The organism is Pseudarthrobacter sp. PvP090 (assembly GCF_040547365.1).
Classification (GTDB): Bacteria; Actinomycetota; Actinomycetes; order Actinomycetales; family Micrococcaceae; genus Arthrobacter.
Genome location: NZ_JBEPPO010000020.1, coordinates 1 through 11,341, shown reverse-complemented (window position 1 = coordinate 11,341; position 11,341 = coordinate 1). Strand labels below are relative to the sequence as shown.

The window sequence follows — 11,341 nt, the reverse complement described above, 5'->3', positions numbered from 1 at the left end:
GCCGTCCGACGGCGGTTGCCCGGACGGCCGATAGGGGGAGGGTTATTTGACGGCGCCGATCATGGCGCCCTTGGTGAAATGCTTCTGCATGAATGGCAGGGCAATCATGAGTGGCAAGCTCGAGACGACGATCATGGCGTACTTGGTGAGCTCTGCGATCCGTTGCGCGGCGGCATAGGATTCGATGTCCCCGCCGGTGGTGCCGGTTGATGAGACGTCTGACTGGATGAGGATGTTGCGCAGCACGAGCTGCAGCGGGTATTTGGAGTCGTCGTTCAGGAAGATCAGGGCGTCGAAGAACGAGTTCCAGTGCGCCACGACGTGGACCATGATCATGAGCATGATCAGCGGTTTGGACAGCGGCAGCACCATCTTGAAGAAGAAGGTGAAGTCGTTGGCTCCGTCCATCTGTGCGGCTTCGCGCAGTTCGTTCGGGACGGTGTGTTCGAAGAAGGAGCGGGCGATGATCAGGTTCCACACGCCCACCGCCCCCGGCAGGACCACGGCCCAGACGGTGTCCAGCATCCCCAGGTCCCGGACCACCAGGTACTTGGTGATGAGGCCGCCGTCGAAAAACATGGTGATGACGAACAGGAGCATCAGGATCTTGCGGCCCGGCATGTCCTTGCGGGACAGGGCGTAGGCGCCGCAGAGGATCGTGGTGACGCTGATGACTGTCCCCAGAACGGTGTAGACGACGGTGTTGCCCAGGCCGTTCCAGATCCGGCTGTCAGCGAAGATCCGCTCATAGCCCTCAGTGGTCACGCCGGAGGGAAACAGCCAGACCTTGCCTTCGTAGACCGCGTTGGGGTCGCTGATGGAGGCGATCACAATGAAGTACAACGGGTAGACGACGGCGAGGATGGACAGCAGCAGCACGGACGTGGCGGCGATGTTGAAGACGCGGTCGCCGTACTTGTCCCTCAGCGTCGGCTTCGGGCGGCGCGGGTTGACGGCCCTGGCCGGGTTTTCAATGTTTATCGGGCTGGTTTTCAGAGACATCTCGGCATCACCACAGGGTCGCTTGGTTGGCCCGGCGCGCCACCGAGTTGAAGAACAGCAGCAGCGCCAGGTTGAGGATGGAGTTGAACAGGCCGATGGCGGCCGAGTAGCTGAACTGCGCCTGCTGCAGGCCCGCGTGGTAGACGTAGGTCTGGATGATTTCCGACGTCGAGAGGTTCAGCGGCGTCTGCATCAGCAGTGCCTTCTCGAAACCGACGTTGAGCAGGTTGCCGATGGCCAGAATGAACAGCACCGTAATGACCGGCATGATGCCCGGCAGATCGATGTGCCGGATGCGCTGGAGCTTTGAGGCGCCGTCGACCTTGGCCGCATCGTGAAGCGCCGGATCAATTCCGGCCAGGGCCGCCAGATACACAATCATGGAGAACCCGGCGTTTTGCCAGACGTCCGAGATGACGTAGATGGGGCGGAACCATTCCGCCGAGCCCATAAAGAAGATCGGTTCGCCCCCGCCCAATTGGATCGCGTTGTTCACCAGCCCCGACCGGGGGGAGAGGACCACGAACATGATGCCCACCACCACAACGGTGGAGATGAACGCCGGCGAGTAGAGCACGGTCTGGGTGAACTTCTTGAACTTCTCACTTTGGAGCTGGTTGACCAGCAACGCCAGGATGATGGGGACCGGGAAGGCCACCAGCAAGCCCAGTACCGCGATCCACAGCGTGTTTCCGATGACCTGGCCAAACTGGTAGGAGTTCACGAACCTGATGAAGTGCGTCAGGCCCACCCAGGGGCTGTCCGTGAATCCGTCCACGGGGTTGTAGTTCTTGAAGGCGATCTGGACGCCGTACATCGGCCAGTACTTGAAGACCAGAATGTAGATGATCGCCGGGGCTAGTAATACGTATAACTGCCAGGCCCGAAGAATTCGTTTCATCCGAAGCGAAAAAGAAATCCTTCGTTGCGGCAACGGTGCCGCGGCCGGACGCCGGCGTCCGGCCGGGATAATGCGGCTCATGGCATCTCCTTTGGATGTGTCACTGAGTTGCGTTCAATAAGAGGGCACTCCATCAGCTCGACCCGGCCATCGGGTTCCGCGCCCTGGAGAATCAGGTCAACCGCGCGCCGGCCCATGGCGACGAACGGCAGTTCAAGGGTGGTCAGTCCCGGGCGGAGGTGCGGTGCCAGGGTGACCTGGTTATCGAAGCCCACGATGGAGACATCCCCGGGGATCGAAAGCCGCAGCTCTGAGGCGGCTTGATACGCGCCCCAGGCCGTCCGGTCGTTCGCGCAGAAGATAGCCGTCGGCGGCTTCGCCGCGGTCATCAGCTCCATCGCGTACCGGTAGCCGTCTTCCTCATTGCCCGCGCCGAAGCGGATGACGGCTGGGTTCAACGCCAGCCCGGCTTCCTCAAGGGCCCGGGTGTATCCCTCGTAGCGGCCCACGGCGCCTGGGAGACCGCTTTCCAGAGTCTCGATGTTGATGAGTCCAACCCTGGAATGCCCGGCCTCGAGCAGGCGCCGCGTGGCAACATACCCACCCCGCACCTCATCGGGGGCTACGCTCGGGAGGCGGCCGGCGCGGTCCTGGGAATTCAGCACCACTGACGGAATGCCCGCCAGGGCTTCCGGGACTTCCAGCATGCGGTGGTACATGGCGCCGTAGACCACACCGGCGACTTTGTAGGACAGCATGGTGTCCAGGGACGCGGTCTCAAGTTCCTTGTCTCCGCCGGTGTTCACCGTGAGCAGGAGGAGTCCGTCCTCCCAGGCCCGCTGCTGCGCGCCCTCGATGATGGCGCCGGCAAAAGGAGAGCTGGCCACTGAGTCGCCGATGAATCCGATCATGCCCGCCACGCCTTCGCGGAGAACCTTGGCGTGGGCGTTGGTGCGGTACCCGAGCCGGTTCACGGCGTCGCGTACCCGCTTGCGGGTTTCCTCGGAGAAGCGCGACCCGGAGGCCGAATTCAGCACCAGCGAGACCGTGGCCTGCGAGACGCCGGCAGCAGCAGCGACGTCATGCATTGTCGGTCCTGACTTTGGCCGTGATCCAGCCATGGGCACCTCCTCGGGCCAGTTTGCTTTGGTGGGTTATTCGTATAACTTCGCCCAACTGTAGCGTGAGTCACATCCGGCGTCAACAGTGCGATCAAGCACTTCTGCGACGGCACCCTATGGCGACGACCAGGACGATGAGCTGTGCGTCCCGGATCTCGTAGATGATCCGGTAGTCGCCGGTGCGGACGCGCCAGTCGCCGCTGCCGCCGGAGAGTTTCTTGGCGCCGGGCGGCCGCGGCGTTTCGGCGAGGAGTTCGATTGCGGCCTGGATGCGTCGGCGGGCGTCGGGCGGGAGTTTGCGCAACTGTCGGACCGCGGCCGGCGCAACCTGCACCGCATAGCTCACGTCAGGCCCAGTTCCGCCTTGACTTCCTCCCAGGGCACGGGGCCTTCGCCGGTGTCGGCCATTTCGCTCCGCGCTGAGTCCGCCGCCCGGAGGTCATCCAGATCCTCGGCCGCTTCGATCAGTTTGGCAAGATCCTCGGCGCCGATCAGTGCTGCTACGCGACGTCCGCGACGCAGCAGGTACACCGGTTCATGGTTCACCCGGGCAGTGTCGACCGCCTCGGAGAGCCGGCTTCGCGCGTCAGTTACAGTCATCTCGCTCATGACCAAAACGGGTGCTCGAAAAGCCCGCGCGGCCTACGGCACCGGCGGGGCTGTGGCCGTTGGGGAGGGCGACGGCGCGACAGCAGCCGGTGCGGTGGCCGCTGCTGCGGACTCCGTGGGTTGCGGCCTTGCAGGCGCGGTGGCCGTGGAGGTAGCCGCGGGCGCGGTTACCGTGGCCGCGGGTGTTGCACCCCGGGTCGCGCCCGGCGTCACACCAGAGGTGGCGCCCGAGGTGGCGCCCGGCGTTGCACCAGTCGTGGCCCCAGGGATGCCCGAAGGTGTTGCGCTCGGGCTGGGTGAACTCCCCGGAGTGGCCGGAGCCGTGCCGGACGGAACCCGCGGCGTGGCGGTGGGATCGCTCTTGATGACCTCCATGATCTGGACCTTGAAGGCGTCCAGGCGCCCCTGGATCTCCGAAAGCGGGACATCCGCCAGGGTCCGCCCGTAGTCCGAGATCTGCTGCCAGAGCTCGTTGAGCCGGGACGTGCCGTCGGCGCTCAGCGGCCCGTCCAGGGTGAGGACCAGCTGGCTCGCCAGGGCGTAGGTCAGGCACCGCACACAGGTGTCGTTCGCGGCGGCAGAGAGATTTTCCGGAACGATCACGTCGGTCTGGCCCACGATCAGCACCACCTGGAAGCCCACGGCGACGGCGGAGCAGTCCGCGCAACTGGCAAAGGCGTAGGCCTCGTTGCGGGTGGTCACGTCCTCGCCGTCGTCGGCCCAGACCAGGGCGAAGGCGACGTCGTAGGCAACGGATCCGTCCGTGGTGTTGACGGCGAGTGACTGGTTGCCGTCCTGCTCGGGCGCGGCCGGCTGGTCGAAGGGGAACACCCAGGCGGGCGCCGTCGTGCCGGAAGTCCCGGCGTCGCGCGGCACCAGGACCATGCTGAGCTGCGGGTCCTCCCGGGTGGGCTTCTCCGCCCCGGCGGGCCAGAGCGCCACGGTCCGGCCCGCCCGGCCTTCCCGCATGCCGGTGGTGGAACCGGCCGGGAAGATCGTGGTGGTGGCGTCGGCCAGGGTCCCGCGCTCATAGGGCTGGACGGGCCGGTAGCTCTCTCCGCCGGGCCACCATGCCCAGGCGAGTCCGGCCACGACGGCGGCGACCGCCGCGAGGGCCGTTCCGCGCTGGAGCGCCTTGCCGCGGGTTTTCTGCCACAGGGCTGTGGCCAGTTGGCGTGCCATCCGGAACAGGATGTAGAAAATCCCCAGGACGGGGAGCGCGACGGCGGCGATCGCCAGGACCCGCACGGCGGCATCGACGAGGTCCCCGTCGGCGAGATGGCTGTTGAACATGGCGTACTGCTTCTGGACGCTGTCCCAGGCGGTGCCGAGGAGCCGCGGCAGGGACAGCACCATCAGGACCAGGCTGAAGAGCAGCAGCGGGACGGTGATGAGCACCCAGGCGGTCACCACGGCGCGGGCCCACGGCTTGAGGACCTGCGCCTCCGGGTCCTTCCGGCGCCACGGCAGGAGGCTTAGCAGGGTGGGCTTGATCCGCTGGAACAGGTCCGGGACCCCGGTGGCGTCGGCGAGGATGTGGTAGCCGTCGAAGCGGACCAGCGGCAGCAGCTGCCGGACCATCTGCAGCACCTGGGTCACGACGACGAGCAGCAGCGCGTCGAAACCGGTGGCCCACCAGATGCCCATGATGGCGACGGCGACGATCGCGTTGAAGTACAGCCCGCCGAGGTCGGTCCGGATGCGGCCGGCGCGGCCCAGCCGGTAGGAATCGGTGACGTCGGTGAAGAACGCGGGCCAGATCAGGTAGAGGCCGGTGCCCATGGCCCCGGGGGTGGCGCCGCCGCGGCGGGCAGCCGCAGCGTGCCCGAATTCGTGGAACCCGGCGGACAGCACGGTCACGGCCAGGATCAGCAGCACCAGGCCCGGGTTGGCGAAGGCCTCATGCGTGGCCGAGGCCAGGCCCTTGACCATGAACACCCACCAGCAGGCGGCGAGGAAGGCAGCGGTGACGAGGACAACGATCAGCGGGTGGAAGAGCGTCGCGAACGGGGCCGTGATCCGGCGGGTGCGCTCCGGATCGGTGACGGTGTAGCGGAACTTCATCCCCAGCAGGGGGTCGGCCTTGCGGACCTCGGGCTGGGAGCCATCGGCCAGCTGCAGTAGGCCCAGCGGCAGTAGCTGGGAGTCGATCAGCGTCCGGACGTTGTCGGCGCTGACCTGCCGGCCGAATCCGGCGCTGGCGTGGCTGGCGATTTCCTCGGGACCGCGGGTGCCGTCGACCGCCTCGAGGACCAGATAGAGCAGCCGGGTGAGCTGCAGCGTCTGGCCGTCGGCGCGGCGGACCAGCGACGGTGCCTCGCGGTAACCGGAACCCTGGGTCTCGCCCAGGAGCTGCACGCCGTCGGCCCGGACCGGAACCTGCAGGGTGCCGGTGGCGGCGGCAGGCGCAGCAGGCGCAGACACCGGCACCGCAGTTGTGGACGGCGCAGGTGAATCCGGCGCAGGAAAAACCGGCGGGCCGTCCGTGCTGGACGGCCCGCCGTGCGGTGAACTCATCCGGGGAACTACTGCCGGAGGTCGGACTGCTGGTCGGCGGAGGCGGTGGCTTCGCCCTGAATGTCCTGGTTGATGATGGCGTCCTGCTGGGAGACGGCGAAGGCGTTGCTGTCGATTGAGCCGATGTTGGCGGCGACGGCGGCGTCGATCGGGGCGGCGACGTTCGCGTTGGCGGCCACGGCACCGTTGATCGGGGCCGCGATGTCGGCGGCGGCGTCCAGGTCCACGTTCACATTAAGCAGGTTGGAGTTCAGGGCGCCCTCGACGTCGGTCGGCAGGGCGCCGTCCTCGGCCGTGACCGCGGTTTCGCCGGTGTCGCTGCCGTCGGTGCTGCCGGCTTCCTGCTCGATCGTGCTGTCCTGCGTGGACTCGGCGTTGGCATCGGCCGCGATGCCCTGGTTGATGATGACGCCCTGGTCGGACAGCGCCTGGGCGTCCGAGCCGTAGGACAGGATGTTCGCGGAGGCCGCGGCGTCGATCGGGGCGGCGACGTTGGCGTTTGCCGCGACAGCAAGATCAATCGGAGCGGCGGCATTGAGGCCGAGGTCCAGGTCCGCGTTGAGGTCCAGGACGGAGGCCACTTCCTTGTCCGGAAGCGCGGTGCCTGCCTCCGCCATCAGCTCATCGTCGCTCAGCGGGGTCATAGCCTGTTCAGTGCTCACGAAAAACTCCAGTTCCGGCACGGTTCCTGCTGCCCCCAGTGAGCAGTTTCCAGACCGACGTGCCTGATGCGAGTCAATAGTAAGCATGATGAGCATTTATTCGGTAGACGGCTCCCGAAAAATCCCCGCCAAGTCCATCAAACTCTGAGTCATCGCCGCCGCAGAAGGGGAGCTCGTGGACGACTCCGCCTGGCGCTATTGGATCCGGCTCTAAGCGCGCCCGGAGGCGACGTCCGGACCAGAGAGTGTGGTGAGGTACAGTCCGGGCTATGGAACCAATTGTCAGGGAGCGCACCCGAGTCAGGACTGCCGCCGGCGATCTCGATGCTCTGATTCACTACCTTCCTTAAGCGGTCCCCCAGCCGGGACTGGTCCTGGCGGACGGCTCAATGTATGAAAGGAAAATATGATCTACCCAGGCGGCAGAATTGACCAGTACGCGGTTCTTGCCAGGGATTTGAACGAATCCTTCATTGGGGCCCACTTCGGCCTCACCAAGGGTGCCGAGGTCATCTACGGAAAGATCGGTGCCATCCGGATCTTCGAGACGCACGTTCTGTTGACACTGGCCGGCGTCACCGCCGATGACCTTCACCTGGATGCGAACCAGGAAGTCATCTTCTCCCACGGACAGCACCAGATCCAGGCAACGCGACGCGCGCCCATGACTGAATCCGTCGATGCTGAGGTCGCGCGCACACTCAGCACAATTCCGGTTCGTGTGTCTCGCCAAATGACCGCCACCGAGTACCAGTTTCGCGTGGCCGAGGTCCTCAACCTTTTTGACATCGAAGCAGTGGGCGACGAAACGGGCGTGTATTACGGGGACGAGGGCGTTGAGCTAGAAGATCAGCCTCTAGAGGCGGCCGTTCGCATACTCCTTGGGAGGCGATTCGGCATCCCGGAATCATTAGCAATATGAATGGGCCAGGCCGGAGGCCCGCATAGGGGTCCCTCGGATCTAGTGTCGCGCTTCTGAAGGGGGACACCTTTCGGGGCGTAGAGGCTCTAGTTATTGCGCGCATCGTATTCCGCACAAGCAAGACCTTGATGCCTGGTCAGCGCTAGCGGACGCCGTCGAGCATACTGCTGGCCGTGATCCCGGAGGCATAAATCCGCGGCGCTTCCACAGAGGATCGGGAGGACAATTGTTCTTAGCGAACCAGGTCCAGGCGTTCAGCCCGGGCTTTCAACGGGAGAGATGACATGGATGATTTCGTCGCTTACCTTGATACGTCGGAGGTCCGCCCCGGCAAACTTGAGGAACTCAAGACGGCCATGGCAGAACTCGCCGCGTTCGTTGAACAGAATGAGCCGCGCATCATCTCCTACACCGTCTGTTTCTCAGAGGACGGCTCCACCATGAGCGTCCTCCATTTCCATCCTGATCTGGCCTCGCTGGAGTTCCACATGAAGTGGCGGGACCCAGGTTTCCGCCAATCGCGCCGCTTATCAAGATGAAGACAATCGAAATCTTCGGCCACCCAAGCGATGACCTCGTGGCGCAACTTAGAGAGAAGGCACAGCTGCTCGGCAGCGGATCCGTGATTGTCCGCGAAGTTCAGGCCGGCTTCGCCCGTTTTGCCCGGCCATAACGAGTACGGCGGTGACCATCGGCTGCTCCGCAACGGCCCTTATGGGGTCCCAAAAGGGCGGTTGCGGAGCAATCGATGGGGGAGGAGGCGGGGCTACTTAACCCCGGCCCCCGGCAGCAGCTCCGTCGCGCCCAGGGAGTCGGCGACGAAGGCGTAGTCCCAGGCGCGTTCCTTCCACTGCACGTAGCGGCCCGAGGCCCCGCCGTGGCCGCCCTCCATCTCGATCTTCATCACGATCGGCTCGCTGCCCGTGTTGACTTCGCGGAGCCGCTGTACCCACTTGGCGGGCTCCACGTAGAGCACCCGCGTGTCATTAAACGAGGTGACCGCCGCGATCTTGGGATACGCCACCGCGCGGACGTTCTCATACGGCGTGTAGGACTTCATGTACTCGTACACGGCGCGGTCGGTGATCGGGTTGCCCCACTCCTCCCACTCCAGCGCGGAGAGCGGCAGCTCCGGATCCAGGATGGTGGTCAGGGCGTCCACGAACGGGACGGCAGCCACTATCGCCGCGTACTTCTCCGGCGCCAGGTTGGCGACGGCGCCCATCAGCAGGCCGCCGGCCGAGCCGCCCATGGCCGCGATCCGTGCCGGGTCCACCCAGCCGGACTCCGCCAGCCAGTCGGTGGCCGCGATGAAGTCCGTGAAGGTGTTCTTCTTCTGCAGCTTCTTGCCGGTGTCGTACCAGTGCCGGCCCAGTTCCCCGCCGCCGCGGATGTGGGCGATCACAAACACGATGCCCCGGTCCAGCAGGGAGAGCCGGGGGATGCCGAAGCTGGGGTCCATGCTCATCTCGTAGGAGCCGTACCCGTATACCAGGCCCGCCGCCGTCGAATCCCGTGCCACCGAGGCATGCCGCAGCACCGACAGCGGGATCCGCGTGCCGTCCGCGGCCACGGCCCATTCGCGGGTAGCGACGTAGTCCGCGGCGGAGTAGCCGCCCAGCACCGGGCTTTCCCTGCGCAGCAGCAGCTCGCCGGCGGGCTGCCCCGCGGTGGGCAGCACAAAGTCGTAGACCCGGGACGGGGTGAAGTAGGAGGTGTAGCCCATCCGGATCACGGGCGCCTCGTAGTCGGAGCCGGCCACCCCGGCGGTGTAGAGCTCCTCCTCGAAGGCCGGCTCCACCGGGGCTCCCTGCTCCGGCGTGCCCAGCCCGGCCAGCGGCAGCACCTGCACGCGCTCGATCGTGTCCTTGCGGACGGAGACCACGAGGTGCGTCGAGGTGACGCCGGCGCCGTTGACGCGCACCTGGTCGGAGTGTTCGACGACGGTGGCCCAGTGCTGCTCGGCGACCGGCTTGGTGAGCTCGGCCGGGTCCACCAGCGAGACCATGGAGTTGATGGCGTCCTTGTTGTGGGTCAGGACGATCGCCTCGGCCGGCGTTCCCGCGGCGTCGGCCAGCAGGAACGGCTCGGCCTCGTAGAGGATGCGCTCGTCCCGGGAGATCACGGTGCTGAGTCCGGCGTCGGGCGCGTCGAAGCGCAGCAGCCGGGTCTCGCTGAATTCCGAGCAGCCGATGCTCAGCACCAGGTGGCGCCGGTCGGCGGAGAGCTCGAAGCCCAGCCACATGGCGACGTCGTCCTCCTGGTAGATGACCTCGTCCGCGGCGACGGGCGTGCCCAGCACGTGGGACTTCACCTGGTAGGGCCGCCAGGAGTCGTCCACCACGGTGTAGAAGATCCGGGTGCCGTCGGGGGAGAAGGAGATGCCGTAGAAGACGTTCTCGATCACGTCGGGGAGGAGTTCCCCGGTCCGCAGGTCCTTGATGCGCAGCGTGAACCGCTCGTCGCCGGCGTTGTCCACGGCGTAGGCGTAGAGGTTCCCGTCGATGGTGACGGCTGCTCCGCCGACGGCGAAGAACGGCTTGCCCTCGGCCTCGACGTTGCAGTCCAGCAGGATTTCCTCGCCCGGGATGTCGACGCCGACCTCGACGGCGGGCGGCGTCCAGTCGGCGACGCGGTCCCCGGTGTCCCGGGCCCGGACCCGGCACTGGATGCCGTACTCCTTGCCCTCCACCGAGCGGGTGTAGTACCACCAGCCGTCCTTGCGGTTGGGCACGGAGAGGTCCGTCTCCTGGGTGCGGCCCTTGATTTCCTGGAAGATGGCCTCGCGCAGCGGCTCCTGGTGGGCGGTCACGGCCTCCTGGTAGGCGTTCTCGGCCTTGAGCAGCTCCACGACCTCGGCGGATTCCTTGTCCCGCAGCCACTCGTAGTTGTCCTCGAAGGCATCACCGTGGTGCGTGCGGAGGGCGGGGATCTTCTTGGCAACCGGGGGCTGCGGGGACGGCTGCACGGGAGTCTGGGTCATGGCTCCAATCTACCGCCAGGGCAAGGGAGGCATGGCAAAGGGAGGACCGGGTTTAGGGTGCGGCTGGAGCGAAGGCCTGAATAGCCGGCGAGAGCATTCATGGCCAAACCTCTTTCCGGTGGACGTCTTTGTCAGTTTTATGTCGGCGGCGGGGGCCCGATGCCCCAAAACGCCTTGACAGATTAAGTGTCGACTTGACGAAGCCGGTCAGCTGGCGGAATTATGCATGACAATTCACGGACTTTCGTTATCTTGAGCAGACCCTCTCCATATACTTTGTCGACTGCAATACAGCAGATACACAATTTCGGGGGACAAATTGGCATCAATTAGGGGCGGCGCCGTACGTCGCATGTTCAGTCCGGCACGCACGGCATTCATGGCAGTCTTTGCGGTGCTTCTTTCGCTCCTCACCGCTGCGCCCTCCCAAGCTGCGACGGCGGAGACTGAGCCCAACAGCTCCATGGCGACGGCAACAGTGGTGCCGTTGGGAACCACTATTTCCGGGTCAGCGCTGAGCGCCAGTTCCTCCGACACCGATTACTACGCCGTCGACGTGCCCAAGGCGGGCCGGGTCGGGCTGAACTTCAAGTTCCCTGCCGGGCTCGGAAGCGGATCCGCCTA

At 65.6% G+C, this 11,341-nt stretch carries 12 protein-coding genes; 4 read left to right on the top strand and 8 right to left on the bottom strand.

Annotation, left to right across the window (positions count from 1 at the left end):
- Positions 1-42: 42 nt before the first annotated feature.
- From ABIC21_RS18620 to ABIC21_RS18590, 7 genes are all read right to left on the bottom strand, one after another.
- On the bottom strand, positions 43-1,002 hold the full coding sequence (locus tag ABIC21_RS18620) for a carbohydrate ABC transporter permease (protein WP_354351862.1): 960 nt from the start codon (positions 1,000-1,002) through the stop codon (positions 43-45).
- A gap of 7 nt (positions 1,003-1,009) precedes the next feature.
- Positions 1,010-1,903: an ABC transporter permease gene (locus ABIC21_RS18615; protein WP_354351861.1), complete on the bottom strand. Its 894-nt coding sequence runs from the start codon at positions 1,901-1,903 to the stop codon at positions 1,010-1,012.
- 77 nt (positions 1,904-1,980) lie between these two features.
- On the bottom strand, positions 1,981-2,991 hold the full coding sequence (locus tag ABIC21_RS18610; RefSeq protein ID WP_354351860.1) for a LacI family DNA-binding transcriptional regulator: 1,011 nt from the start codon (positions 2,989-2,991) through the stop codon (positions 1,981-1,983).
- Positions 2,992-3,115: 124 nt separating this feature from the next.
- Positions 3,116-3,370 carry a type II toxin-antitoxin system RelE family toxin gene (locus tag ABIC21_RS18605; protein WP_354351859.1) on the bottom strand — a complete coding sequence of 85 codons (255 nt, stop codon included), beginning with the start codon at positions 3,368-3,370 and terminating at the stop codon, positions 3,116-3,118.
- Positions 3,367-3,624: a type II toxin-antitoxin system Phd/YefM family antitoxin gene (locus tag ABIC21_RS18600; RefSeq protein WP_354351858.1), complete on the bottom strand. Its 258-nt coding sequence runs from the start codon at positions 3,622-3,624 to the stop codon at positions 3,367-3,369. The genes ABIC21_RS18605 and ABIC21_RS18600 overlap by 4 nt, the downstream gene beginning before the upstream one ends.
- 42 nt (positions 3,625-3,666) lie before the next feature.
- The gene (locus ABIC21_RS18595; protein ID WP_354351857.1) at positions 3,667-6,057 is read right to left on the bottom strand and encodes a hypothetical protein; all 2,391 of its coding nucleotides are present in this window, start codon (positions 6,055-6,057) and stop codon (positions 3,667-3,669) included.
- Between the two features lie 101 nt (positions 6,058-6,158).
- Positions 6,159-6,794, bottom strand: coding sequence for a peptidoglycan-binding protein (locus ABIC21_RS18590; RefSeq protein WP_354351879.1), 636 nt, complete (start codon positions 6,792-6,794; stop codon positions 6,159-6,161).
- 424 nt (positions 6,795-7,218) lie between these two features.
- On the opposite strand from ABIC21_RS18590, the gene ABIC21_RS18585 reads away from it, so the two are divergent.
- From ABIC21_RS18585 to ABIC21_RS18575, 3 genes are all read left to right on the top strand, one after another.
- Positions 7,219-7,734, top strand: a complete 516-nt coding sequence (locus ABIC21_RS18585; protein WP_354351856.1) for a hypothetical protein — start codon at positions 7,219-7,221, stop codon at positions 7,732-7,734.
- Positions 7,735-8,018: 284 nt separating this feature from the next.
- Positions 8,019-8,273 carry a hypothetical protein gene (locus tag ABIC21_RS18580; RefSeq protein WP_354351855.1) on the top strand — a complete coding sequence of 85 codons (255 nt, stop codon included), beginning with the start codon at positions 8,019-8,021 and terminating at the stop codon, positions 8,271-8,273.
- Entirely contained in the window at positions 8,270-8,407 is a 138-nt protein-coding gene (locus ABIC21_RS18575; RefSeq protein WP_354351854.1) for a hypothetical protein, read from the top strand. The genes ABIC21_RS18580 and ABIC21_RS18575 overlap by 4 nt, the downstream gene beginning before the upstream one ends.
- Positions 8,408-8,500: 93 nt before the next feature.
- Here the strand turns inward: ABIC21_RS18575 and ABIC21_RS18570 are convergent, their stop codons facing one another.
- On the bottom strand, positions 8,501-10,717 hold the full coding sequence (locus ABIC21_RS18570; protein ID WP_354351853.1) for a S9 family peptidase: 2,217 nt from the start codon (positions 10,715-10,717) through the stop codon (positions 8,501-8,503).
- A gap of 379 nt (positions 10,718-11,096) precedes the next feature.
- Between ABIC21_RS18570 and ABIC21_RS18565 the strand changes: the two genes are divergently transcribed.
- Positions 11,097-11,341: hypothetical protein (locus ABIC21_RS18565; protein WP_354351852.1), on the top strand; the 245-nt coding region annotated here is incomplete at its 3' end.